General features: G+C 45.3%; 24 protein-coding genes and 1 riboswitch. Of the genes, 14 read left to right on the forward strand and 10 right to left on the reverse strand.

What is annotated here, in order from left to right; genetic code table 11:
* Positions 1-33: 33 nt before the first annotated feature.
* The 4 genes from treB to gmhB form a co-directional block, all read right to left on the reverse strand.
* Positions 34-1,458 (reverse strand): PTS trehalose transporter subunit IIBC, encoded by a 1,425-nt coding sequence (gene treB / locus VPNCDNU1_RS11580; protein ID WP_104400448.1) that lies wholly within the window; start codon positions 1,456-1,458, stop codon positions 34-36.
* A gap of 211 nt (positions 1,459-1,669) precedes the next feature.
* The gene (gene treR, locus VPNCDNU1_RS11585) at positions 1,670-2,620 is read right to left on the reverse strand and encodes a trehalose operon repressor TreR (RefSeq protein ID WP_104400449.1); all 951 of its coding nucleotides are present in this window, start codon (positions 2,618-2,620) and stop codon (positions 1,670-1,672) included.
* A 96-nt stretch (positions 2,621-2,716) separates the two neighbouring features.
* On the reverse strand, positions 2,717-3,070 hold the full coding sequence (locus tag VPNCDNU1_RS11590; RefSeq protein WP_104400450.1) for an MliC family protein: 354 nt from the start codon (positions 3,068-3,070) through the stop codon (positions 2,717-2,719).
* An 8-nt stretch (positions 3,071-3,078) separates the two neighbouring features.
* Complete coding sequence (gene gmhB / locus VPNCDNU1_RS11595) at positions 3,079-3,630, reverse strand: D-glycero-beta-D-manno-heptose 1,7-bisphosphate 7-phosphatase (RefSeq protein WP_104400451.1); 552 nt, start codon at positions 3,628-3,630, stop codon at positions 3,079-3,081.
* 307 nt (positions 3,631-3,937) lie between these two features.
* Here gmhB and metN point away from each other — a divergent pair, with 307 nt between their 5' ends.
* The 4 genes from metN (at position 3,938) to VPNCDNU1_RS11615 (ending at position 7,090) form a co-directional block, all read left to right on the forward strand.
* The gene (metN, locus tag VPNCDNU1_RS11600) at positions 3,938-4,972 is read left to right on the forward strand and encodes a methionine ABC transporter ATP-binding protein MetN (RefSeq protein WP_104400452.1); all 1,035 of its coding nucleotides are present in this window, start codon (positions 3,938-3,940) and stop codon (positions 4,970-4,972) included.
* Entirely contained in the window at positions 4,962-5,639 is a 678-nt protein-coding gene (locus tag VPNCDNU1_RS11605) for a methionine ABC transporter permease (RefSeq protein WP_104400453.1), read from the forward strand. Before metN ends, VPNCDNU1_RS11605 begins: the two co-directional genes overlap by 11 nt.
* A gap of 79 nt (positions 5,640-5,718) precedes the next feature.
* Positions 5,719-6,528: a methionine ABC transporter substrate-binding lipoprotein MetQ gene (gene metQ, locus VPNCDNU1_RS11610; RefSeq protein ID WP_101110783.1), complete on the forward strand. Its 810-nt coding sequence runs from the start codon at positions 5,719-5,721 to the stop codon at positions 6,526-6,528.
* A 142-nt stretch (positions 6,529-6,670) separates the two neighbouring features.
* Positions 6,671-7,090 carry a DUF1801 domain-containing protein gene (locus tag VPNCDNU1_RS11615; RefSeq protein WP_104400454.1) on the forward strand — a complete coding sequence of 140 codons (420 nt, stop codon included), beginning with the start codon at positions 6,671-6,673 and terminating at the stop codon, positions 7,088-7,090.
* 38 nt (positions 7,091-7,128) lie between these two features.
* Here VPNCDNU1_RS11615 and VPNCDNU1_RS11620 read toward each other — a convergent pair whose 3' ends face one another.
* The 5 genes from VPNCDNU1_RS11620 to VPNCDNU1_RS11640 all read right to left on the reverse strand — a co-directional run bounded on the left by VPNCDNU1_RS11620 (position 7,129) and on the right by VPNCDNU1_RS11640 (position 11,902).
* Positions 7,129-7,962, reverse strand: a complete 834-nt coding sequence (locus tag VPNCDNU1_RS11620; RefSeq protein WP_104400455.1) for a MurR/RpiR family transcriptional regulator — start codon at positions 7,960-7,962, stop codon at positions 7,129-7,131.
* A 216-nt stretch (positions 7,963-8,178) separates the two neighbouring features.
* On the reverse strand, positions 8,179-9,078 hold the full coding sequence (locus tag VPNCDNU1_RS11625) for a dihydrodipicolinate synthase family protein (protein ID WP_104400456.1): 900 nt from the start codon (positions 9,076-9,078) through the stop codon (positions 8,179-8,181).
* 16 nt (positions 9,079-9,094) lie between these two features.
* Positions 9,095-10,378 (reverse strand): TRAP transporter large permease, encoded by a 1,284-nt coding sequence (locus VPNCDNU1_RS11630; RefSeq protein ID WP_104400457.1) that lies wholly within the window; start codon positions 10,376-10,378, stop codon positions 9,095-9,097.
* Positions 10,379-10,387: 9 nt separating this feature from the next.
* Complete coding sequence (locus VPNCDNU1_RS11635) at positions 10,388-10,882, reverse strand: TRAP transporter small permease (RefSeq protein WP_104400458.1); 495 nt, start codon at positions 10,880-10,882, stop codon at positions 10,388-10,390.
* 54 nt (positions 10,883-10,936) lie between these two features.
* Positions 10,937-11,902, reverse strand: a complete 966-nt coding sequence (locus VPNCDNU1_RS11640; RefSeq protein WP_104400459.1) for a sialic acid TRAP transporter substrate-binding protein SiaP — start codon at positions 11,900-11,902, stop codon at positions 10,937-10,939.
* Positions 11,903-12,192: 290 nt separating this feature from the next.
* Here VPNCDNU1_RS11640 and VPNCDNU1_RS11645 point away from each other — a divergent pair, with 290 nt between their 5' ends.
* The 4 genes from VPNCDNU1_RS11645 to ribB all read left to right on the forward strand — a co-directional run bounded on the left by VPNCDNU1_RS11645 (position 12,193) and on the right by ribB (position 16,102).
* On the forward strand, positions 12,193-12,891 hold the full coding sequence (locus VPNCDNU1_RS11645) for a putative N-acetylmannosamine-6-phosphate 2-epimerase (RefSeq protein ID WP_237324123.1): 699 nt from the start codon (positions 12,193-12,195) through the stop codon (positions 12,889-12,891).
* Positions 12,888-13,769 carry an N-acetylmannosamine kinase gene (locus VPNCDNU1_RS11650; RefSeq protein WP_104400461.1) on the forward strand — a complete coding sequence of 294 codons (882 nt, stop codon included), beginning with the start codon at positions 12,888-12,890 and terminating at the stop codon, positions 13,767-13,769. The genes VPNCDNU1_RS11645 and VPNCDNU1_RS11650 overlap by 4 nt, the downstream gene beginning before the upstream one ends.
* Positions 13,770-13,778: 9 nt before the next feature.
* The gene (gene nagA / locus VPNCDNU1_RS11655) at positions 13,779-14,918 is read left to right on the forward strand and encodes an N-acetylglucosamine-6-phosphate deacetylase (protein ID WP_104400462.1); all 1,140 of its coding nucleotides are present in this window, start codon (positions 13,779-13,781) and stop codon (positions 14,916-14,918) included.
* A 212-nt stretch (positions 14,919-15,130) separates the two neighbouring features.
* A riboswitch (FMN riboswitch) is annotated at positions 15,131-15,282 on the forward strand.
* Between the two features lie 157 nt (positions 15,283-15,439).
* Positions 15,440-16,102, forward strand: a complete 663-nt coding sequence (gene ribB, locus VPNCDNU1_RS11660) for a 3,4-dihydroxy-2-butanone-4-phosphate synthase (RefSeq protein WP_104400463.1) — start codon at positions 15,440-15,442, stop codon at positions 16,100-16,102.
* A gap of 88 nt (positions 16,103-16,190) precedes the next feature.
* Here the strand turns inward: ribB and VPNCDNU1_RS11665 are convergent, their stop codons facing one another.
* On the reverse strand, positions 16,191-16,610 hold the full coding sequence (locus VPNCDNU1_RS11665; protein WP_104400464.1) for a glycine zipper family protein: 420 nt from the start codon (positions 16,608-16,610) through the stop codon (positions 16,191-16,193).
* Positions 16,611-16,941: 331 nt separating this feature from the next.
* Here VPNCDNU1_RS11665 and VPNCDNU1_RS11670 point away from each other — a divergent pair, with 331 nt between their 5' ends.
* From VPNCDNU1_RS11670 to VPNCDNU1_RS11695, 6 genes are all read left to right on the forward strand, one after another.
* Positions 16,942-17,964 carry a 4-hydroxythreonine-4-phosphate dehydrogenase PdxA gene (locus VPNCDNU1_RS11670; protein WP_104400465.1) on the forward strand — a complete coding sequence of 341 codons (1,023 nt, stop codon included), beginning with the start codon at positions 16,942-16,944 and terminating at the stop codon, positions 17,962-17,964.
* A gap of 14 nt (positions 17,965-17,978) precedes the next feature.
* Entirely contained in the window at positions 17,979-19,151 is a 1,173-nt protein-coding gene (locus VPNCDNU1_RS11675; protein WP_104400466.1) for an L-rhamnonate dehydratase, read from the forward strand.
* A gap of 7 nt (positions 19,152-19,158) precedes the next feature.
* Positions 19,159-20,145, forward strand: a complete 987-nt coding sequence (gene araD1, locus VPNCDNU1_RS11680) for an AraD1 family protein (protein WP_104400467.1) — start codon at positions 19,159-19,161, stop codon at positions 20,143-20,145.
* Positions 20,146-20,198: 53 nt separating this feature from the next.
* The gene (locus VPNCDNU1_RS11685) at positions 20,199-21,734 is read left to right on the forward strand and encodes an aldehyde dehydrogenase (NADP(+)) (RefSeq protein WP_237324124.1); all 1,536 of its coding nucleotides are present in this window, start codon (positions 20,199-20,201) and stop codon (positions 21,732-21,734) included.
* A gap of 82 nt (positions 21,735-21,816) precedes the next feature.
* A complete protein-coding gene (locus VPNCDNU1_RS11690) occupies positions 21,817-22,551 on the forward strand; it encodes a FadR/GntR family transcriptional regulator (RefSeq protein WP_104400469.1) in 735 nt (244 codons plus the stop codon).
* 134 nt (positions 22,552-22,685) lie between these two features.
* Complete coding sequence (locus VPNCDNU1_RS11695) at positions 22,686-23,681, forward strand: TRAP transporter substrate-binding protein (RefSeq protein ID WP_104400470.1); 996 nt, start codon at positions 22,686-22,688, stop codon at positions 23,679-23,681.
* Positions 23,682-23,695: the final 14 nt, after the last annotated feature.

Raw genomic sequence — 23,695 nt, forward strand, 5'->3', positions numbered from 1 at the left:
CAAGGGGGAAGAGAGCAAGCTGCCTGCTGTATGTTATGCGGCTGCAGTTTCTAAATTGCCTTTATGTTGGGCGCGCTTATAGAAGAAGAGAGTCAGCAGCGCGGGTACAAAAATCGCAACCAACATGGCGATGCTGAAAATGGTCCAATATTGAGGCTGGATGGATAGAATACCGGGTAAGCCACCCACACCGATGCCGTTTGCCATTACACCAGCACTACCACATATTGCCGCCGCAATAGCAGAGCCTGTCATGGCACTCAGCATTGGGAATTTGTATTTAAGGTTGATACCGTACATCGCTGGCTCCGTAACACCAAGGTAAGCAGAAATGGCTGCAGGAACAGAGATGTCTCGCTCACCCTCTTTGCGACTGATAATGATGATACCGACGACAGCAGAAGCCTGTGCAATATTAGACAATGCGATTAGTGGCCAAATTGGTGTACCACCCAACTCTTGCATTAGCTGCAAATCAACGGCATTGGTTGTGTGGTGAACACCGGTGATCACTAACGGTGCGTAAAGGAACCCAAACACGGTGGCACCAATAATGGCAAAGTCACCCGTCATAGCCGCTTTAGCAGCAAATGCAACACCATCGCCCAGTAAACGTCCAAAAGGACCGATCAATGAATGAGCAAGGATCACAGACAGCAAAATGGACACAAATGGCACCACAACAAGGTACAGGTATCCCGGTACGATGCGCTTGAGGTTGGTCTCTATGAATGCCAACGCTACACCCGCCAGCATTGCAGGTATTACTTGTGCCTGATAACCCACTTTTTCAATCACAAACAATCCAAAGTCCCATACTTCTGGCACTTCTTTACCGATTAAATAAGCGTTCATAAGTTGAGGTGAAACTAACGTCACACCTAATGTAATACCCAGTATTGGCGTGCCACCTAGCTTCTTCACGGTCGCCCAACATACGCCGACGGGCAAGAAGAAGAAAATCGCTTCACCAATTAGCCATAGAAACGAATGGACCGTCGCCCAAAACTGACTGATTTGCGTCAGTGTTTGACCGTCGAACATCTTGATATCGCCAATAACGTTGCGAAAACCAAGAATCAAACCACCCGTAATGATCGCTGGCAGAAGGGGAACAAAAATTTCGGCTAGGTGGGAGATGCTGCGCTCTAAAATATTCATGTTCTGACGAGCAGCCAATTTGGAATCGTCTTTGCTGGCGCTGCTTTTACCTGAAAGTTCCAGTAAAAGCTTATAGACATCGTCCACTTCATTGCCTATCACGACTTGAAATTGACCAGCATTTGTAAAACAACCACGAACAATGGAAATACTCTCTAGCCCTTTCACATCCGCTGCATCGGCATCATTTAGTACAAAGCGCAATCGAGTTAAACAATGGCTTACACTCGCAATGTTATCGCTTCCCCCTACAAGTTCGAGGATTTTGGCGACATCTTTCTTCGCTACCTTACTCATAACTGTTCACCCTATTTGAATTCACGTTCTATTTTATTTTTTTGGGATCGTTCCCAATTGTTATTACTCATATTGACATCGCTAACAATAAATCAAAATGGGAACAGTCCCATTAATTGAACATGATCACATTAAAAATGTAGTGATAAATAGAAAAAGAAGCTCGGCATCTTTATTCTTATTGAGCTACAAAGAGTTGAAAAATTGTATGCTAACTAGGTAATGAAGGGGTCAGAGTTACGTGAGTAACCTCCGATTGATTCTGAAGTTGACCGATCAGCAAGCTAGCGGCTTTTTTTCCAGCTTCCGCATAACCAGGGTCGATACTCTGCGTATTAGGGAATAGGAATGAAAGTAATGCGTTCCCACCAACACCAAACACGGTTATATCAGTTTTACCGATCTCTTGAAGCCTCTTGTTTACGCCTAACGCTAGTGAGTCACTGGCACACACAATAGCATCCGTTTTTGCATCTAATACCTCATCAACCAAGTGATAGCCGCTTTCATGGTTCAGCGCACCCGTCCTGTATTTAAGAGGTAAAGCGCGGTCTTCACACCAACGAATATAAGCTTGTGTGCGCAATCGACCCGTTGTCGCATCTGAGTCATCAACTCCAATAAACGCTATGTGCGACTTTTCTTGCTGGTTAAGTTGATTCAAAGCCATCTCAATGACCGATTGATTGTTGTAATTCACTGACGATATTTCAGAGGAATCTGAGGCAATAACAACGGCTCTATGACCCCAAGATTCCAATTCGTACATGTCGCAACCTGAAAACCCAAACACAATCACACCATCAACATTTCGGCGCTTAAGAACAGCAAGGTGCTCATTGGCTTTGTCGCAGTCTAATTGGCTTTCCATGATCACGACATCATACCCTTCTGCATACAGGGTTTTTAAAAGCGGGCTAACGACCAAGTTTTCTGATGGAGAATCCAAACGAGATATAATCACTCCGATGACTTTCTGGCTGCCTCCTCTCATTGATTGAGCAGATTTAGACGGCACATAGCCAGACTCAGCGATGATCTGTTCTACCTTTTTACGGGTATCCGGTTTTACTTTTGGATCGTTCGTCAAAACGCGGGAAACCGTCGATTTACCAACCCCTGCTAATCGAGCAATATCCAAAATAGTGAGTTTTTTACTCATAGGATTTCAAATTTACTTGTCGTAGTGATAAAGGAATATTGCCGAAGTTTGGCATCGAATTGCAATATTCCCTCAAAGAAAGAGTGAGATAAATACTCAAAACAAGGTATTTTTAGACGATAACGATGTCTTTTTAGGTGTAATTTGATTGCACATTTGTATAGGAACATTGGGTAAAGACAAGCTGGCTTGGGTACCTTTCATCCAGAAAACATAGCTCATACGGCGATTCTCAAATTTCTCACCAGATGCACTCGGCACTCGATCCATTAGATAGCGCTCATTGTTTATCTCTAATTGAAGTTCATATTCATTAATAGGGTGCGTCCATATTTCTAAGTCATCACCACATATATATGCATTATTAACCGGAGAGCTTGAACTGCAGCCAGTTATCACCAACCCCGAGATCACCAACAGTGCATTAACCTTTATAAACGTTTTCAACATGGAGCAGGCTAGCTCTTAAGGTAATCAGGAACATCTTTAATGCTGTCTAATACAACTGACGCCAAAGACTCTCCTTTCTCGGTAACAGGTTTCCCAGTACGGACAAGAACTCGTGTTCCAACACCCGCCGATTGAGCGGCCATCATATCTTCCGCTTTGTCACCCACCATAACGGAATTTTCCATGTCTATTTTTAAGAAATCACGGGCAGAAATAAACATGCCAGGCTTGGGTTTTCGGCATTCACAATCTTGCTTGTAATCGCCAATTCCATGTTCAGAGTGATGCGGACAATAATAGAAACCGTCAAAATCAACGCCATTGTCAACGAAATTCCAATCCATCCACTGAGTAAGAGAAAGAAAGCGATCTTCGCTAAACATCCCTCGCGCTATTCCGGATTGATTTGTAACAAGGACCAGTAGATACCCCATGTCTTGAAGTTGCTTTGTTGCTTCAAATACACCATCGATGTATTCAAAACTATGTTCATCATGCACGTAACCGTGGTCTACGTTGATCACACCATCACGGTCAAGAAAAACGGCAGGTTTAGCCAAAATCGAATCCTCAATACACCCTTAATCAAAACAAATTATTACATGCTTTATAGCACTTCGCACTATGCAATTACTTTTTAGCCTCGATGGGAGAATAAGCGGTAAAAATGCTCACGAACGTATGCATATCCTTGCTTTAAGTAAAAAATACCCGTTATTTGCAAGGCTATATAGACGTCTAGACGTAAAAATATCTATTGACTTAAAAAACAGAAAGCCATAGCATCGACTGAAAATTTAGAGCAAGTTCAAAATATTATTCTGTTCACTCTATTCGCTTTTCAGTTTAATCCGCACGGTTGTTTATATGATTGAAATTAATCAAGTAAATAAGGTTTTCTATCAAGGCAGCAAGGAGATCAACGCCTTAATAGACATCAACCTATCTATTCCCCAAGGCGCAATCTTTGGCGTCATTGGATCTTCCGGTGCAGGGAAAAGCACACTGATTCGTTGCGTTAACATGTTAGAAGCACCAACGTCTGGTGAAGTTATCGTAGATGGTGTCGACCTAACACAGTTATCCAAATCTGAACTTGGAAAAGCACGCCGAAACATTGGCATGATATTTCAGCACTTTAATCTACTATCTTCCCGTACGGTATTTGAAAATGTTGCTCTTCCACTGGAACTTGCGAACGCAAATAAAGCAAAAATCGAAAGTAAGATAACCGAGCTTCTGGCACTGGTAGGATTGAGCGACAAACGTGATACCTACCCAGCAAACCTAAGCGGGGGACAAAAGCAGCGCGTTGCAATTGCACGGGCATTGGCTTCTGATCCTAAAGTTTTGCTGTGTGATGAGGCAACCAGCGCACTGGACCCCGCAACAACGCAGTCCATCCTTGAGCTGCTGAAAAAAATCAACCGTCAGCTCAATATCACCATTCTACTGATTACGCATGAAATGGATGTGGTTAAAAGCATCTGTCATGAAGTTGCCATTATTGGTGATGGAAAACTGGTTGAGAAAGGCACCGTTGGCGAAATATTTGCTCACCCTAAAACTGAGTTGGCACACAACTTTATTCGCTCCACTTTGGATCTTTCCATTCCTGAAGATTACCAAGTTCGTTTACAGTCAGAACGTGTCGAAGGTAGCTACCCATTGGTTCGCTTAGAGTTCACGGGCGCTAGCACCGATGCACCTCTGATAACCCAAATCGCTCGAAACTACGGTATTGATGTGAGCATTTTAAGCTCCGACTTGGATTACGCTGGCGGCGTGAAATTCGGAATGATGGTCGCAGAGTTCTTTGGCGACGAAGAAAGCGAAAAAGCAGCGCTCGATTTTATCCGCGAACACAAAGTAAAAGTAGAGGTACTTGGTTATGTCCTTTAAGTCAGTAACAGAGTGGCTAAGCCTAAATGGCGATCTTTTGCTGGGTGCAACGTGGGAAACCCTATACATGGTCGCGGTTGCGGGCATCGTTGGGTTCGCTGTGGGTATCCCATTAGGTGTTATTTTACACACCACTAAGAAAGGTGGCTTACTGGAAAATATCGCTTTAAACAATGTTCTAGGTGCGATTGTGAACATCGGTCGCTCTGTACCATTTTTGGTTCTAATGGTTGCCATTATCCCTGTCACCAAATTACTTGTTGGCACATTTATCGGCACCACGGCAGCAATTGTGCCGTTAACCATTGGTGCGATCCCATTTGTTGCTCGCCTGATTGAAGGTGCACTACTCGAAGTGCCTAGTGGGCTTGTTGAAGCCGCGCAATCTATGGGCGCAACACCAACCCAAATTATTACAAAAGTACTGCTTCCTGAAGCACTACCTACCATCGTGAACTCCGTAACCATCACCATGGTTACATTAGTGAGCTATTCGGCAATGGCTGGCACAGTTGGCGGCGGCGGATTAGGTGATGTCGCGATTCGTTACGGCTTCCACCGCTACGATGTTGTGATTATGGCCGTTACCGTCGTGATGCTTATCGTGCTGGTACAAATCATTCAATCAATCGGTGACGCGCTTGTACGCCGCGCTGACCACAGATAACTCAATTTTTAACGTTAATAGTTAATAGTTAATAGTTAATAAATAAAGAATTTTTGGATTTAGAATTAAGGAGAATACAATGAAATATAACCTTAAAAGCCTTTTGGCCATTGCAGCAGCAGCGTCTGCACTCGTACTGACAGGTTGTGGCGAGAAAGAAGTCGACACAAGCAAAATCAAAGTTGGCGTAATGGCAGGTGCAGAGGCACAAGTTGCTGAAGTAGCAGCAAAAGTAGCGAAAGAGAAGTACAACCTAGACGTAGAGTTAGTAACGTTTACTGATTACGTAACGCCTAACGCAGCACTCGATGACCAATCTATCGACATTAACGCATTCCAGCACAAGCCGTACCTTGATCAGCAAGTAACGGATCGCGGCTACAAACTGACTATCGCTGGTAACACGTTTGTTTACCCTATCGCGGGTTACTCTAAGCAAGTAACGTCTGTTGATCAGATTCAAGAAGGCGCTCGTATCGCTGTTCCTAATGACCCAACAAACCTTGGTCGTTCTCTACTTCTTCTAGAGCAACAAGGTCTTCTTACTCTACGTGAAGGTGTTGGTCTACTAGCAACCGTTCGCGATATCGTTGCTAACCCTAAAAACATTACAATCGTTGAATTGGATGCCGCTCAACTTCCACGCTCTTTGGACGACGTAGCGCTGTCTATCATCAACACGACTTACGCAAGCAGCATCGACCTAACACCTGAAAAAGACGGTGTATTCGTTGAAGACAAAGACTCTCCATACGTAAACCTAATTGTTGCGCGTGAAGAAAACCTAGCAGCAGAAAACGTACAAAATTTTGTTAAAGCATACCAAACAGATGAAGTTTACAACGCTGCAATGGACATCTTCAAAGGCGGTGTAGTGAAAGGCTGGTAATTCTACCGTTTCACACTTTCTTTAAAGTCACCTATTATTTTAGAAAGGCTAACTTCGGTTAGCCTTTTTTGTATTTACTTGCTTGTCATGTCCCCGCCATCGCTTTATCGTTCTCTAGATTAACCCGTCATTGGAGGCAGATATGTCAGAGATAAAGACTCGTCCTAACCGAAAAAGTGTGGTCAAGTTCCTTAACTCGGTTGAACACGAAAAACGGAGAGAAGATGCATTTACTTTGCTCGCAATGTTTGAGCGAGTAACCGATAAAAAGGCTGTGATGTGGGGAGATTCTATCGTCGGTTTTGGGAAGTATGAATACACCAACACCAAAGGCACGTATTCTTGGATGATCACAGGGTTCTCGCCTCGCAAACAAAACCTAACGCTCTATATCATGCAGGGGTTTGAAGACTACAAAGAGGATTTAGCCGAGATTGGAAAAGTCAAAACAGCGAAGTCATGTTTGTACCTAACCAGCCTAGCAAAAATAGATTTAAATGCGTTGGAACGTTTTCTCAAGAAAACCGTCGCGAATATGGAAAATAAGTACGAATGTCGTTAGGGTCTGTCGACCCTGACTTTTCAATTGACGCAACATGGTTAAATCATCAGAGGCATCACTACTTCGGCGGTATCAACAACCGACTCCGCGTATTCTGGGTATTGCTCCAGCAGAGTATTAACCAGAACATCAACCAATAATAACGCCCCAACTTTAGATGCAAATGCGCCCCCAGTTAGCGGCCCTTCTGGTCTTGCTGCAATAAGCGATTCTGTCGATATGGATGACAGCGCACTATGAGTAATGTTAGTAAGAGAAATGACCGGGGTATCGCGTTGGTGCGCTTGCCTAACTGCATGGACAACTTCTTTGGTTGAACCCGAACTCGAAATCGCAAACCAGAGATCGCCTTGCGTACTTCGAACGGCGTTCATTGCCGCTAAATGTGTGTCTTCGAACATGGTGACTTTCTTGCCAATTCGCAATAATCGGAATGCCAAGTAACGCCCCACAATGCTCGATGCCCCAACCCCAACACAACTGATGTAATGGGACTCGTGAACTAGGTTACACACTCTTTCCAACACTTTTCGGTCAATGATCTGAGCCGTATCTTGCAAGCTCGCCACCGCACTTTGGGCTGAAATATGGCAAATATCGCCTTCCATCTCGACCTGTTTTTCTCGTGGGTTTTGGCTAAGATCCACCGCCAACGCCATCCTAAAATCTGAATAGCCTTTGTAGCCCATATCACGACACAGCCGCACCACGGTCGCTTCACTGGTTTGAGAGTTACGCGCTAAATCCGTGATGGTTTGAAACTGGACATCATGAGCATTCTCCAAGATATAGTCTGCTACTAAACGCAGCTTCTTACTCAGTGGTTCTGTGTTCGCTCGAAGACGAACGAGTAAATTTTTGGGTAGGCTCACAATGCTCTCTTTTTCGTTGGTGACGGCGTGGATAAAGGTATCAGACTCATCTCGTCAAATACAGTAATTGCAGGTCTATACTCGAACAACCTCAATATGAACGTGCCAAACATTTCATGACTCGCGTTTTATGTGCTTTCGATAGAGGTAAAAATGGTTCCTATGCCACCACTCGCCCCTTTTGTAAGCTACTAACTCGCATTGAACGTCCCTTACTCATACAAGGTCCAAAATGCGCGCATTGCGAAGTTTGAATAGCACATCCTGTTTCTGTGTTTCCGTTAACGCTCTGATCGGCGATCTGGGGTTCCCAACATCAATTCCGTGCAGTTGCATGGCGACTTTTCCTGCTGCTACGCCTCCGTATTCCACCAGTACACGAATAATCGCAATCACAGAATCCATTAAGCGCGCTACCTCTTGGTGATTGCCCTTGTGGAAAGACTCGATGATCCTCAGGTATAACGGCGCAGCATAATTGTAGGTACTGCCGACCGCCCCAACAGCCCCAACAGCTAGCCCCGCTGGTAAAAATTCATCGACGCCAAATGGTACATCAAACTTCCCATCCGCAACGCGAATGCATCGCTGGTAGTCATAGAGATCGGAGTGATTAAATTTAGCACCGGATAGATTGGGGATTCGCTTATTTCCTTCAATGAGAAACTGTTCTAAATCGACATTCACGCCTGACATTCCAGAATGGTAGTAGTAAAAACCTTTTGAAGGTGCGGCACTCGCCACTTGAGCGCAGTAGTCAACCAATTCATCAACGTTAGCTGGCTTGAAAAAACAAGGGCCAATAGCGGAAGTGGCGAGCACATCTAGCGTGTCGGCATGACGAGTTAGATCCAGTGTATCGACGATGCTCAGCGCACCGGTATGGACAATAATGTCCAATTTTCCGCAGCAAGCATCAACCCAACGCTCAGCAATTAGCTTGCGTTCTTCGACTGAACAATGAATCCCTTCTCCTGTTGTGCCGCAAATATAAGCCCCTGACACCCCCTGCTCTATCAGAAGCTCAGCAATTTGATCAATAACCTCTAGGTTCACCTTATTGTTTAAGTCGAAAGGTGTATGGGGTGCAGCAATCAACCCAGTTAATTTTTTCATTTTGAATGCGTCCTAATTATTGTCCGTAGTTTAGAAATAGCTCGGGAAGGAACAGAGTGAATTGAGGAAAGACCGCCACGAGAATCAGCACAATAAAGAGCGGCACCAGTAAGGGAATAACTCCTCGGGTTAAAGTGTGGAATGGGATATCTCCCACTCGGGACACAACATAAAGCGCCATTCCCATGGGCGGCGTTAATATCCCTATCATCAAATTGAGGATCGCCATAACGCCAAAATGAACGGGGTCAATTCCCACCGCACCAGCCACTGGCACCAAAAACGGAACCAGCAACAAAAGAAGAGCTAACGATTCAATAAACGTACCGAGGAAAAGCAGAAGCAGATTTATCAGAAGCAGTAGAACCAAAGGGTTATCGCTGATGGTAAGGAAATATTCAGCCAGCATTTGAGGCAATTGTTCCCGCGCCACAATCCAACCAAATACCGTTACCCCCATCACCATCAAGGCAACCACCGCCGTTGTGTTTATGGTGTCTTTTAGTACATCAATAAACCCGCTGATGGTGAGCTGCTTGTACACAACCGTTCCCAAAAACAGAGCGTATAAAGACGAAACAACAGCTGCTTCTGTTGGCGTGAACTTACCAGAAAAAATGCCCCCAATGATGATCACAGGCGTCAGCAAAGACAAAAATGCTTCTTTGAATGAGGTGAGCTGAGCTTTGCGCGAAGCTTTAGGTAACGTCATATAACCGCGCTTTTTACAGATAAAGTAGCTCATCACCATCAGCGCGATACAGCAAAGAATACCGGGAATAGCCCCAGCCAAAAACAACGCGCCAATTGACGTGTTAGAAACGACACCGTAAATCACTAATGGGATAGAAGGAGGAACTAAAGGGCCGATAATGCATGAAGCCGCCGTTAGCCCACCAGCAAAATCGTCATCGTACTTTGCATCTCGCATCGACTTTATTTCGAGCTGACCAAGCCCTCCAGCATCGGCAAGTGCGGAACCTGACATACCGGAAAACAACAGACTCGCCATAATGTTCACATGCCCAAGGCTACCCGTTACATGCCCGACCATGGATTTTGCAAAGTTAAAAATACGTTCGGTAATGCCTGCGCTGTTCATTAAGTGCCCTGTTAGAACAAAAAAAGGCACCGCTAAAAGTGTGAAATTGTTAATGCCACCCAGCATTTGCTGCGCCGCAAAATTGATACCTGGGCTACTGGTGACAACCAGAAAAACCAAAGCAACAAAAATGAGTGAAAAACCCACTGGCATCCCTGCAAATAACAGAGCTAACCAGCCAAAAATTGAAGTTGCCATGCTATCTCCTTATTTGCTTTCAGCACTTGTTGTATGGCTAGTGTGACGATAATCAGCAACAATCTTGATCATCTTTTGCAATTGACGAACCACCATAAACAATCCCCCGAGAGGCAAACTGTAATTCATCCATTTGCTTGAGATTTCCAGCGTGATCAATTCAAAAAATGCGGTTCGCTGAACATGTTGATAACCAAGGTGGATAATGGCAAAAATGGAAAGGAGTACCGCCAATTCAAGAGAAAGCACCAAAATTAGTCGAACTCTCTCAGGTAGCTTGTCTGAAAAGAACGTGATGTTGACGTGTGTACTGCTTTTAATGGCGATAGCACAACCAATCAACGCCATATACATAAACAGTACTCTCGCCAGCTCTTCGCTCCACAGAGAAGGATCATCTAATAACCAACGCGTCCCAATTTGCCAAGTGAGCACAACCAGTAAAACGAGCATCAGTGGTACTGTGATGATTTCTTCAATATTTCTAGTGATCTTTTGTAGCATTTGAGGCTCCATGACTGGCAGATACGACGTGCCAGCCGTACTGTCTAAAAACACTTACATCTCAGTAAGTTGCTTCACAATAGGTTGACCTACTTTCTCTTCAAACTCGGCGTACAAAGGTTGCATCGCTTCGCGGAACGGTGAAAGCTCTGGGTAAGTCACGTTCACGCCTTTCGATTCAAAGAAAGAAACCAATTCAGACTCTTGCTTTTTCACGGAAGCGGTATGCGCATCTCCCGCTTTAGCGACGGCATCCGAAACGATTTTTTGCTGATCGCTAGACAGCTTCTGCCACGTATTTTCAGAAATAATGACCATTTGGTCGTTCACGATATGGTTGGTGAGGGCTAAATTTTCTTGTACCTCATAAAACTTCATCGTCTTGATGGTTGGTAAGGGGTTTTCTTGCCCGTCTACAGCGTTGGTTTGCAACGCTAGGTACACTTCAGAAAACGCCATTGGTGTTGGTGAAGCGCCAGACAACTTAGCGTAATTCAGGTTAGGTTTGGCATTCGGCACACGTAACTTTAACCCTTTGAAATCACTGATTGATTTTAGCGGTCGGTTAGACGTTGTTTGTCGAGTGCCGTTGTACCATGTATCCAGTGCTCGCCATTGGAACTTGGTCAGCATTTCCTTTCGAATACCCTGACCAAACTCCGAATCAAACATACGGCGAAGGTGCTCATAATCTTTTGCTACGTACGGGAGTGTTACCGCTTCCGCTCTCGGTATCCAAAGCCCCATGCGTCCAAATTCTGCGTAGGTGATGTCGAGATCACCAAGTGACAACTGCTGTAACATCGCACGGTCATCGCCAAGTTGTGCACTCGGGTACAAGGTAATCTTCAACTCGCCTTTACTCATTTCTTCGACTGTATCGGCTAAAAGCTTGGCCGATGTGTATTCAACAGAACCAACAGACGCCTGCATTCCCATTTTCAATGTAGTCGCCGCTTGGGCTGATAGAGCACATCCAAGTGCCAGCATTGCCAATGTCAGTTTATTAATGACTTTCATCGCTATTCCCTTTTGTTTTTGCCGCCGTATTTTCACACTCACGACATTTTGAAAAAAATCTCTTTTTATGTTGAAAAAAATATTCATCAAGAATTATTATAACAATGAAGATTATTTTCAAAGCGACATTTAACGAAATGTGAGGGCGAGCAAAATTTAGCCAAATTTGCTCTTTTAATCAGATGAAATGAATAAGAAACAAGTCGCACCGAGTTCTGTAACCGCTATTTGGCATAGTTCCTTAATCGCTAATAACCTGATTCCATGGCAATTTTCAACTTGAGGCAATTGTGAAGAACATTGAAAAAGAAAATCGTATTCGCGCATTACTACTAGGGCAAACCGTTGTATCCATACAGCCTGTAGTGGGTAGCCCAATGGACAATAGTCGCATCATTGCCGCCATGGCGCTATCTGTGCAACAAGCAGGAGCTAAAGCGCTTCGCATCGAAGGGACAGAGAATGTCGCCGCCGTATCCAAAGTTGTGAGCATTCCTATAATTGGAATGGTGAAACGGGATGTAAAGGATAGCCAAGTGCGCATTACCCCCTTTTTATCAGACGTGGAATCGCTAGCAGAAGCAGGGGCGAGTATTATTGCATTCGATGCGACCAACCGGTCTCGCCCCGAAAGTCGAGAGAAGATCATCGCTGCCATCAAAAACTTAGGCTGTATTGCCATGGCGGATTGTTCCTGCTTCGAGGACGGGCTATGGGCGCACAATCACAACGTTGATATCGTCGGAACCACCTTATCGGGTTACGTTGAGGGCGAAGTACCACGTGAGCCAGATTTGCAACTCGTCAAACAGTTTTCAGAGGCAGGATTCATTACGATGGCAGAAGGCAGATATAACACCCCTGAACTCGCAGCCAAGGCGATAGAACAGGGCGCTGTCGCCGTAACGGTAGGATCCGCCCTAACTCGACTAGAAGTTGTGACGGACTGGTTCAATTCCGCCACTCAAGCAGCAGGAGCACAACAATGAAAGTACTGGCCATTGATATTGGAGGAACAAAGATAGCGCTCGGATTGGTCGACCTTTCTACGTCATCCCTGATTGAACGCACACAAATACCAACGCCTAGTGCTCAATCGGCGGAACAATTTGCCCAACATATTCTTCAGCACTGTCAGGGTTGGCTTCCTCAAGTAAATAAAATAGGCATTTCAACAACTGGGTGGGTAAGCCATGCAGGGATAACCTCAATCAATCCAGACACCCTCTCTTTTCCTGCACCATTTCCTTTACATCGCGCATTAGAATCTCTGTGCAATAAGCCCGTATCCATGCTTAATGATGCTCAGGCGGCCGCATGGTACGAGTATTTGCAATTAGATGCTCCCATTCAGAATATTGCTTACGTGACCGTTTCAACAGGGGTGGGCGGAGGCTTGGTCTTGAATGGTAAGCTCCATAAAGGTGCCAACAACTTTGCAGGACACATTGGTCACACCGTGGTCGATATCAATGGTGAACCATGCGGGTGTGGTCAAACTGGGTGTGTCGAAGCCATCGCCTCAGGAAAAGCGATTCAGCGCCAAGTCAAAAAAAGCATTCAGCCAGAGCTGGGGAAAGACGTCAGTAACGTCGAACTCTTTAAAATCGCACCGCGGAACCCACATGCGCAGGCCATCATCGATAAAAGTGCAAAAGCGGTTGCAACACTTTGTCTTAACCTAAAAGCCAGCTTAGATCTGGATGCCATTGTTATTGGAGGTGGTATTGGGCTCGCGAGTGGTTATCTCGCTGCCGTCGCAAAATATGTTCAGCAATCCCCTCCTCCATTTCACGTTTCCCTTTATAGCGCCAAGGGTGATTACGATGCTTGTTTACTGGGCGCTGCATTTCAATTTATGGAGTAAGGATACTTTATGACTCTACAAGCCATTTCAGCAAAAAGGATTTTTGATGGTGAGCACTTTCATTTGAACTCAGCCATCCTTTGGCAAAACAACGAAATTTTAGGTGTTATCTCCCAAGAATCCATTCCAAAGGATGCTCAGTTCCATGACTATCACGATTGCACACTCAGCCCTGGATTTGTAGATATACAAGTCAATGGTGGGGGTGGCGTTATGTTTAACCAAGATACCAATGTAGAAGGCATTCAAACCATATGCCGAGCACATCGAAAACACGGTACGGCCTATCTTCTCCCTACATTGATCAGCGATAGCAAGGAGAAAATGGAACACGCTCTTATCGCGGTCGAAGCAGCGATTCACGACAAAATTGCAGGTGTTCTGGGTGTTCACTTAGAAGGTCCTTGGCTCAACCCAGAAAAAAAAGGCGCACACGACGACAAACATTTTTATGCTCCTTCGATCGCGGAGCTTGAAACCATGCCTTGGCTCAGCTCTGGTGCTACCCTGGTTACACTCGCCCCTGAAATGGTGACCACTGAAGCATTGAATTGGCTATCCGAAAAGAAAATCATCGTTTCATGTGGTCATAGCAATGCCAACCAAGCTCAGCTGCATAGTGGAAAAATTCGCCTTGTAAATGGGTTTACACATTTATACAACGCCATGTCCCCATTGGAAGGTAGAGAGCCTGGTGTTGTTGGAACGGCACTTCTTAATGACGACACTTGGTGCTCAATTATCACAGATGGCATTCATGTTTCAGAAAACAGCACGCTATTGGCTCATCGTAGCAAACCGGTCGGAAAGCTTTTTATCGTTACAGATGCCATGGCAACAGTAGGCAGCCAAAAGGACACCTTTGTTCTAAACGATGAAACAGTGCGAGTCGTTAATGGAAAACTGGTGAATGCTCAAGGCAGTTTAGCGGGCGCGCACATCGGCATGGATCAATCGGTTGCCAATGTCATCAAATGGGGTATTCAGGAAGAAGAAGCGCTAAAAATGGCATCGACATACCCAGCAAAGGCGATGCGACAAGATACGCTTGGATACCTTACAAAAGGATACCGCGCTGCCATCACCATTTTGGATGATGAGTATACTAGCCAAGGGGTCGTCGTTGACGGAAAACTGTACCCACAGTAAACCTTGTCCTCTAGTAAACCCACTCTTCAATCCTCTCAATGGCGCGAATATTGTACTTTTCGCGCCTTTTATATTCGAAATCACGCCATATCGCCACTTAGTGATTACCTTCTTTATAAAAAAACGATACTATTCTTCTGCGTTGAAACACAAAGACGTATACCCAAGTAAACTCCAGATGCGAATTTCTGTGAGGATACTGGGTGTAACAACATTATTCTCAGGGCGGGGCGAAATTCCCCACCGGCGGTATACCAGTCATTCTGGTGAGCCCGCGAGCGCTTGCAGTCGCTTGGTTGCAAGGTCAGCAGATCTGGTGAAAACCCAGAGCCGACGGTCATAGTCCGGATGGGAGAGGATGATAAAAACACAGTGAAACCACTCCATAAAGGAGTCGGTGAATACTCTGTGGGTTTTACTTTGGCTTGCATTTAGATCATGGGTAGCTTTTTACTCACCATGATCCACAAGCCCCCTTCATATATGCCCTGATTCTGGTAAATTTTTTACGGAGTACTACCATGAATCAGAACCAAACTTCATTGCTAGAACAATTTGGCACACCTATTGAGCGTGTAGAAAACGCCCTTGAAGCATTGCAACAAGGTCGCGGAATTTTATTGCTTGATGACGAAGATCGTGAAAACGAAGGCGATCTCATCTATTCTGTTGATCATTTAACGAATGAACAAATGGCACTCATGATTCGCGAATGCAGCGGTATCGTGTGTCTGTGCCTGACTGATGAACATGCCAATCAATTAGAACTGCCTCCGATGGTGGAAGCTAACAACAGCAAAAACCAAACGGCCTTTACGGTTTCTATCGAAGCAAAAGAAGGTGTCACAACAGGGGTTTCTGCTGCCGATCGTGTTACCACGATAAAAACAGCCTCTCGTTTGAATGCTAAAGCCAGCGACCTCGCAAGACCAGGGCATGTATTTCCATTACGTGCACGTAAAGGCGGAATTATGACTCGTCGCGGTCATACTGAAGGTACGATCGATCTCATGCAAATGGCGGGGCTTTCCCCCTTTGGAATTTTGTGTGAAGTCGCCAACCCTGATGGTTCAATGGCGAAAACGCCTGAAATCGTGGCGTTTGGTAAATTACACAATATGCCTGTTCTGACTATTAAAGATATGGTCAGCTACCGCATTATGATGGAAGAAAAATCCGCATAGAAGCTCGCGGTAAGTAATAAAAAACTCGCGCTTAATGACAAAAAAGGAGCTGAGGCTCCTTTTTTGTCTTATTTGACCGATGCTCAATTTAACCTTCAACTGACTGCTGCACTTTCATTTCATTCAACTGCTTTTCCAGTTCAATAATACGCAACTCAGCTTCCAGCTCTGCCGCTCTTCTTTCAGCGTCAGAACGAGTATCTTGCGATACGCCATCTGCCATGACTTGGTTGCGCTCAGCGCTACGCGAATCTTCTAAATCTTTCATCGAACCGCTAACACCACCAGCCACTCCACCTGCAATCGCCCCCTTTGCCGCTAACTCTGGGGATCCAAGAAGTAATCCTGCTGTCGCACCAAGTAACGCCCCTCCTGCCGCTCCACGATTGCGCGCTGCATTTTCATCGTTGGAGTCAAACTCTGGTGACGCACACCCTGCAAGACTAACCAATGTTATTCCGATCAACACAGTTTTTAACGCTTTAATCGATTTCAGTGATGTTTTCATAGGTAGTACTCTGTAATAACTAAGTCTGGAGTCATCATACCTCTGCCGAATATTTATAAACCAATACAAAGAACTTATCTTGTTCATAAGCATTAGTTATCACGCATCTTGTTCACAAATTGAACAAGATCACAAATCCAACGATTGAAGAAAATATCAACAAGAGCGTTAAGCACTTGATTTAAATAAGATAACCATCAATTTCTTTCATTTCCCATCTTAAATATGTTTCTTTTTTGTTAATTTTCATCTTGTCAATTACTGGTCTAGTGGTAATGTTTCCGTACCAGTAGACCAAGAATTATACAGAATATAACCGTAAGGAAACTTTATGCCTAGCTCTTTGCCCACTGTTGCTATTTCTTTAGGCGATCCCTCTGGCATTGGTGCTGAACTGGTTGCCAAATTATTCAACCAGAGCGGTATTACGTCACAAGCCAATATCGTACTCATTGGCGATCAATGGTTATGGGATCATGGACAACAGATCGCTCAAACCGATATCAAGCTGAAAACGATTGAGTCTCTATCAGACGCACGCCAATACAGTGGATCAGGTGAAATTCTGTTTGTCCCTGTTCATTCCGTCACTCAACAAGAAGTGAAGGTAGGGTTTGCAAGTGCCGCAGGAGGTCGTTCGGTATTAAACATATTAGACCAATGCCTAGAAGCGGTGGTCGCTCACCATATTGATGCCATCTGTTTTGCCCCCCTGAATAAACAAGCGATGATTCTCTCTGGAATGCCTTTTGAAGATGAACTTCATTACTTTGCCGACAAACTGGGTGTCGAATCCTTTTTCTGTGAATTCAATACGCTTGGTGATCTGTGGACATCAAGAATCTCATCTCATGTACCACTGAAAGATGTGGTCAGCATTCTCAGTGAAGAGCGAATCATCGAAGCTAGTAAGCTCATCTATAAGGCACTAAAAGCCGCAGATATAGAGTCCCCTAGAGTCGCGGTTGCGGCACTTAACCCGCATGGCGGCGATGGTGGCGTTTGCGGCACGGAAGAAATTGACATCATTGAACCAGCCGTAAACAAGCTCAACAGCTTAGGTTACCCCGTTTTAGGTCCTTACCCTGCCGATACCATTTTTCTTAAAGCCCGAGACGGCGAACTCGATGCCGTTGTAACCATGTATCACGACCAAGGGCAGATCGCCATCAAGCTTCTGGGTTTTGAAAAAGGCGTGACGGTTCAAGGGGGGTTACCTGTCCCGATCACCACCCCTGCTCATGGCACTGCTTATGACATTGCAGGATCTAACCAAGCCAACGTTAGCGCCACGATTCAAGCCTTCAATATTGCTTGCCGTATGGGCACCAACTATCGCAAACAAGCTCAATAACAGGAGACGTTTCAATGAAAATAACCAAAGTGCAAGCCCGTGTATTTGAGTGGAATGGACACACCGTAGATCCTCAAAATAACTTTTGCTCCAATGCAATGGATGAGTTATGGGATCGCGGCGATTCGATGGGGACATTCCGCTTTCACGGCTGGACTGTTGTTGAAGTGTTTACCGATGATGGATTGGTCGGTATTGGAAACGTTGCGTTAGCACCAAGAATTGCCAAACAGATCATTGACCAATATTTAGCGCCACTCGTTATAGGACAAGACCCTTTTGATTATGAATACCTCTGGCAAAGAATGTATCGCTCAACACTTGCTTGGGGCCGAAAAGGCATTGGCATGGCGGCGATTTCAGCCATAGATATTGCGCTTTGGGATTTAATGGGGAAAGCAACGAACAAGCCTGTCTTCAAATTACTCGGCGGACGCACTAAAGAAACGATCCCTTGTTACGCCTCTAAGCTCTATCGCACGGATCTGGATGAAATGCAGCGCGAAGCTCAATCCTATCTAGACCAAGGATTTTCAGCCATGAAAATGCGATTTGGTTATGGCCCTAAGGATGGACCACAAGGCGTAAGAAAGAATCTCGACAGTGTGGCGGCAATTAGAGAAGTCATCGGCGAAGACATCGACTTAATGCTGGAATGCTACATGGGTTGGAACTTGGAATACACCAAGCGTATTTTGCCTAAATTAGAACAGTACCAACCGCGTTGGCTAGAAGAACCCGTAATCGCCGACGATATTGATGGCTATGCCGAGCTCAATCAACTCACCAGTATTCCTATCTCTGGTGGCGAACACGAATTTACCAGTTACGGCTTTCGTCAATTACTCGAAAAACGCGCTGTGTCGGTCATTCAATACGACACTAACCGTGTTGGCGGGATCACCGCAGCTCACAAAATCAACGCAATAGCAGAGTCCTTTGGTGTTCCCGTGATCCCTCATGCGGGGCAAATGCATAACTACCATCTCACGATGTCTACCCTCGCGTCCCCAATGTCGGAATATTTCCCCGTCCATGACGTAGAGATAGGAAACGAGTTGTTTTACTACATATTTGATGGTGACCCGTCTCCCGTTAATGGCCACATCGACCTTGATGAAAACACACCGGGATTAGGGCTGAGTATCAGCGAAAAACACCTCCACCAATTCAACGTGATTGAGTGAGATTGCCATGAGAATCATACAGTTTGTGCAAAATGACCAATTGAAAGTGGCACTCGTCGAATCCTACGATCAGGTTCGTGTGTTAAATGTGACCGGCGGTACATACCAACTGGCAATGGAAGCGATTAACACAGGGAAATCTTTAGCTCAGGTTATCGGTGAAAAATACACCAGTGAACGTCTGGAATACCAAACAATCATTGATAACCAAATGCTGCTTCCTCCGGTTACCCATGATGACCCTTCCCGTTGGTTGGTCACAGGAACGGGTTTAACTCATCTCGGTAGCGCAGATGCCAGAGCAGAAATGCACGCCAAACTCGCAGGTGACGAAGCGCTCTCAGATTCAATGAAGATGTTTCAATTGGGCGTAGAAGGCGGAAAACCAAGCATTGGTGAAGTAGGCGCGCAACCAGAATGGTTTTATAAAGGCGACGGTCAATGTGTCGTTGCCCCTGAACAGCCTATCTCTATGCCGAGCTTTGCTGAAGATGGCGGAGAAGAACCAGAGCTCACCGCGTTATATGTAATAGGTAGCGATGGCAGTCCCTATCGTGTGGGTTTTGCCATTGGTAACGAGTTTTCTGACCACGTAACCGAGCACTTTAATTACTTATGGTTGGCGCATTCCAAATTGCGTTCGTGCAGTTATGGTCCGGAGCTTCTAATCGGCGACTTACCGGAGCACTTAGAAGGCACGAGCTCTATTCAACGTGACGACAAATTGTTATGGAGTAAGTCCTTCTTAACAGGCGAAGCCAATATGGCGCACACCATCAGTAACTTAGAGCAACATCACTTCAAGTATGTTCAATTCCGACGACCAGGCGACTTACATGTGCACTACATGGGAACAGCCACGCTCAGTTTTGCAGACAAGGTGAAGACACAAGTAGGCGATCGATTTGACATAACTATTCCTGCTTTTGGTCGCCCCTTGCGAAATACATTGGTTCAAACGTCTCCTGAATCGGTTCAAGTTAAAGCGCTATAGGAATAAAAATCATGATATTGACGGGCAAAATGACCATTGGGAGTAAAAAGATCATGGGTGACCAAAAGGTCATTCATGGTATCAACCCAAATACAAACGAAGCGTTAGAGCCGCCTTATTTAGGCGCGAACGAAACCCAGTTGTCTCAAGCGTGTGAACTCGCAAATCGTGCGTTTACTATTTACCGAAAAACCAGCGCCGAGTGTAAAGCAGATTTCCTACAGGCCATAGGTGAAGAAGTCATGGCGCTCGAACACAGTTTGATTGAACGCGCAATGCAAGAGACAGGGCTGCCTCAAGCAAGACTTGAAGGGGAGCGTGGAAGAACGGTCGGACAATTAAATTTATTCGCAGACAACCTTAGAAAGGGGCTCGCTTTCGTACCGAAATTTGACTCCGCTATCCCAGACAGAGCCCCGCTACCTCGCCCTGATATGCGATTAACGTATTTACCATTGGGTCCTGTCGCGGTATTTGGTGCAAGCAATTTCCCTCTCGCATTTTCAGTAGTAGGCGGCGATACCGCTTCAGCCTTAGCGGCAGGCTGTCCGGTTATAGTAAAAGCACATTCAGCTCACCCCGGCACATCTGAATTGGTCGCAAGTGCAGTGACCCGAGCGGCCAAACGTTGTGATATGCCTGAAGGTGTATTCTCTATGTTGTTTGGATCCGGTCATTTGATTGGTCAAGGATTAGTCTCCCACCCTGCAATCAAAGCCGTGGGGTTTACTGGCTCTCGAACAGGAGGAATGGCGATAATGAACGCAGCTCAACAGCGTCCAAAGCCGATCCCTGTGTACGCCGAAATGAGCAGCATTAACCCAGTTATTCTGATGCCAAGTGCACTTCAAAGTAGTAGCGATACACTGGCTCAAGGCTTCTGTGCCTCCTTGCAAATGGGCGCTGGTCAGTTTTGTACCAACCCTGGTTTAATCCTTGCGATTGATGGCCCAGAACTGGATCAGTTTATCGCCAAAAGTGCAGAAATCATAAATAACGCCATCAGCCAAACCATGCTGACTCCTGGAATTCACGCGGCGTATCAAAACGGTGTGGGGACACTGGTTGAAAACGCAACCATTACCATGGTGAGTGAAGGGGATGTTTCAGGTAATCACAACCAATGTGTTCCTTATTTATTCAGTACGCGTGCAGAAGCATTTCTTCAGCAAGAACAGGCACGAGACGAGGTGTTTGGCAGCAGTTCATTGGTTGTTCGCTGCAAAAACCTTGGTCAACTCCTTACCGTCATTGATGCGCTTGAAGGTCAATTAACCGGCACCATTCACACGGGTTCCAACGATTCAAATCAAGACCTTCAAGAGGTATTGGATCATCTAGAGCTCAAAGTAGGTCGAGTACTTTTCAATGGATTTCCAACGGGTGTGGAAGTCTCTCACGCGATGGTGCATGGCGGTCCCTTCCCTGCGACTTCAGATTCAAGAAGCACGTCGGTGGGCTCCAACGCCATTGAACGATTCCTTCGCCCAGTTTGCTATCAAAATGTGCCCGAGCCTTTGCTGCCCGAACCCATCAATGGACATTCCTCCGGGTTAACACTGGTCGACGGGCATTACCAAAACAATTGAATGAAATGTCGCTAAGTAAACTGGAATGCCAATAAGTTAACTGGAACGTTGTTAAGTAAACATGGCTCGATGAGGGAATATCATGGCAGCGAATGTATTTGCGTTTGAAAAACAGCTAAAAAATCAAACAAAGAAAGACATCCTTGCAAGCAAATTACTGGAAATGATTTTTTCGGGTTTGCTGAGAGACGGCGACGCGCTCCCGAGCGAGCGAGAGCTGTGTGCCATGTTTGGCGTAAGCCGAGAAACCGTAAGGGGCGCGATAGGAATGATTGCCGCTTATGGACTTATCAGTGTTTCACATGGTGCGAAAAGCAGAGTCAATCGCAATGATGAATTATTAAAACGTTGCATCGAGCTTCTTCCTCAGCTCTCTAATCTCACCATCAACAATTACGACATCGAAGCGGTATTCCAAAGCAGAAAAGTAGTCGAAGCCGCTATTGCACATGGCGTTGCCATTCACATTGACCAACAAGGCTTGTGTGAACTCAAGACATTACTGGAACAACAAGAATCGCTTTTTGAAAAGCCAGCTCATTTCCAGATATCTGATCAGCGCTTTCACAAGCTGATTTCTGACTACAGCGACAATGACATCCTAGCAAGTTACGCAGACGAACTTTATGCCTATGGACTTAACTTTCGACGCAGTGTTTTGGAACAAGATGGCGCTATTCAAAAAAGCTATCAAGAACATTACGAAATATACAAAGCACTGGAACAAGGCGATCCAGAATTAGCAGAAAAAGCCATGCTGGATCACCTCAACAGCGTGTATTACACCACAATCTCTGCAATGAGGAATATGCCCTGAAAGGCTAATTACGCATACAGCTATTTAGCCAAATAAACAAATAACCATACGCGTGCAAACCACAGATTGGTGGGCATGATTTTAGGACACCAACGGTCATTGACGACCATTGAAATTAACGGAGAAACGCAGAAATGAACATCACGACCATGCGCAAAATGTTAATTAGTACCACTGTAGCATCATTGGCATTTGCCGCTCCACACACCTTAGCGAAAGAGCTGATTTTTGCCATTGGTGCCGCACAGGGATCGTTACAGTACAAAACCGCAGAAAAGTTTGCGAGCAATGCAAATACCGCGTTGAAATCCGCCGGTTCCGACTATTCGATAAGCCTTTTTGGTGATGGTCAGTTGGGCAAGGATAAAGAATTGATGCAAAAGCTAAAACTTGGAACGGTTCACCTTAGCCAACCCTCTTCTATTATGGCTAAAGTCACACCGCAGTTTGCGCTCTTTGATATGCCGTTTTTGGTGAAAGACAGAGCGCATCTGGCAAAAATCGAATCAGAAGTTTTCTGGCCAAGCATAGCACCAACAGCCGATAAGAAAGGCTACAAGGTACTCAGCATGTGGGAAAACGGATTCCGCCACATTACTAACAACGTCAAACCCATCAATACGCCAGCAGATTTGAAAGGCATTAAATTGAGAACGCCGAATAGCACGTGGCGTGTAAGCATGTTCCGTAACTGGGGTGGAAATCCAACACCGATGTCTTTCTCTGAAGTGTTTGTTGCATTGCAAACCGGCGTCATTGATGGGCAGGAAAACCCGCTCACCAATATCTATGCGGCGAAGTTCAATGAAGTACAGAAATACTTGTCTTTAACCAATCACGTTTACAGCCCTTCCTACCTTGTTGCTGGCAAACGAACTTGGGACAAAATTCCTGCAGATGTTCAAACGATCATCAAAGACTCAGCCAATGCAATCAAACCTTGGATGTATGAATTATCTGACAGCCAAGAACAAGAACTGCTAGGGAAATTAAAAGAAGGCGGAATGCAGGTGAACAAAGCCAGCTATCAAGATTTTGTCGATGCAAGTAAGCCGATCTATGAACAATTTGCTAAGAAAGTAGATGGCGGTAAAGACATGCTGGATAAAGTGTTGTCGCTAGCAAACTAACCGACACGGATATC

Source organism: Vibrio penaeicida, from assembly GCF_002933855.1.
In the GTDB taxonomy this organism is placed as follows: Bacteria; Pseudomonadota; Gammaproteobacteria; order Enterobacterales; family Vibrionaceae; genus Vibrio; species Vibrio penaeicida_A.

What these genes read in the sequence shown, in the direction of transcription:
- treB (WP_104400448.1), bottom strand. Translation starts at nt 1,458, where the DNA reads ATGAGTAAGGTAGCGAAGAAAGATGTCGCCAAAATCCTCGAACTTGTA.
- treR (WP_104400449.1), bottom strand. Translation starts at nt 2,620, where the DNA reads ATGAGTAAAAAACTCACTATTTTGGATATTGCTCGATTAGCAGGGGTT.
- VPNCDNU1_RS11590 (WP_104400450.1), bottom strand. Translation starts at nt 3,070, where the DNA reads ATGTTGAAAACGTTTATAAAGGTTAATGCACTGTTGGTGATCTCGGGG.
- metN (WP_104400452.1), top strand. Translation starts at nt 3,938, where the DNA reads ATGATTGAAATTAATCAAGTAAATAAGGTTTTCTATCAAGGCAGCAAG.
- VPNCDNU1_RS11605 (WP_104400453.1), top strand. Translation starts at nt 4,962, where the DNA reads ATGTCCTTTAAGTCAGTAACAGAGTGGCTAAGCCTAAATGGCGATCTT.
- metQ (WP_101110783.1), top strand. Translation starts at nt 5,719, where the DNA reads ATGAAATATAACCTTAAAAGCCTTTTGGCCATTGCAGCAGCAGCGTCT.
- VPNCDNU1_RS11615 (WP_104400454.1), top strand. Translation starts at nt 6,671, where the DNA reads ATGTCAGAGATAAAGACTCGTCCTAACCGAAAAAGTGTGGTCAAGTTC.
- VPNCDNU1_RS11625 (WP_104400456.1), bottom strand. Translation starts at nt 9,078, where the DNA reads ATGAAAAAATTAACTGGGTTGATTGCTGCACCCCATACACCTTTCGAC.
- VPNCDNU1_RS11630 (WP_104400457.1), bottom strand. Translation starts at nt 10,378, where the DNA reads ATGGCAACTTCAATTTTTGGCTGGTTAGCTCTGTTATTTGCAGGGATG.
- VPNCDNU1_RS11635 (WP_104400458.1), bottom strand. Translation starts at nt 10,882, where the DNA reads ATGCTACAAAAGATCACTAGAAATATTGAAGAAATCATCACAGTACCA.
- VPNCDNU1_RS11640 (WP_104400459.1), bottom strand. Translation starts at nt 11,902, where the DNA reads ATGAAAGTCATTAATAAACTGACATTGGCAATGCTGGCACTTGGATGT.
- VPNCDNU1_RS11650 (WP_104400461.1), top strand. Translation starts at nt 12,888, where the DNA reads ATGAAAGTACTGGCCATTGATATTGGAGGAACAAAGATAGCGCTCGGA.
- nagA (WP_104400462.1), top strand. Translation starts at nt 13,779, where the DNA reads ATGACTCTACAAGCCATTTCAGCAAAAAGGATTTTTGATGGTGAGCAC.
- ribB (WP_104400463.1), top strand. Translation starts at nt 15,440, where the DNA reads ATGAATCAGAACCAAACTTCATTGCTAGAACAATTTGGCACACCTATT.
- VPNCDNU1_RS11665 (WP_104400464.1), bottom strand. Translation starts at nt 16,610, where the DNA reads ATGAAAACATCACTGAAATCGATTAAAGCGTTAAAAACTGTGTTGATC.
- VPNCDNU1_RS11670 (WP_104400465.1), top strand. Translation starts at nt 16,942, where the DNA reads ATGCCTAGCTCTTTGCCCACTGTTGCTATTTCTTTAGGCGATCCCTCT.
- VPNCDNU1_RS11675 (WP_104400466.1), top strand. Translation starts at nt 17,979, where the DNA reads ATGAAAATAACCAAAGTGCAAGCCCGTGTATTTGAGTGGAATGGACAC.
- araD1 (WP_104400467.1), top strand. Translation starts at nt 19,159, where the DNA reads ATGAGAATCATACAGTTTGTGCAAAATGACCAATTGAAAGTGGCACTC.
- VPNCDNU1_RS11685 (WP_237324124.1), top strand. Translation starts at nt 20,199, where the DNA reads ATGGGTGACCAAAAGGTCATTCATGGTATCAACCCAAATACAAACGAA.
- VPNCDNU1_RS11690 (WP_104400469.1), top strand. Translation starts at nt 21,817, where the DNA reads ATGGCAGCGAATGTATTTGCGTTTGAAAAACAGCTAAAAAATCAAACA.
- VPNCDNU1_RS11695 (WP_104400470.1), top strand. Translation starts at nt 22,686, where the DNA reads ATGAACATCACGACCATGCGCAAAATGTTAATTAGTACCACTGTAGCA.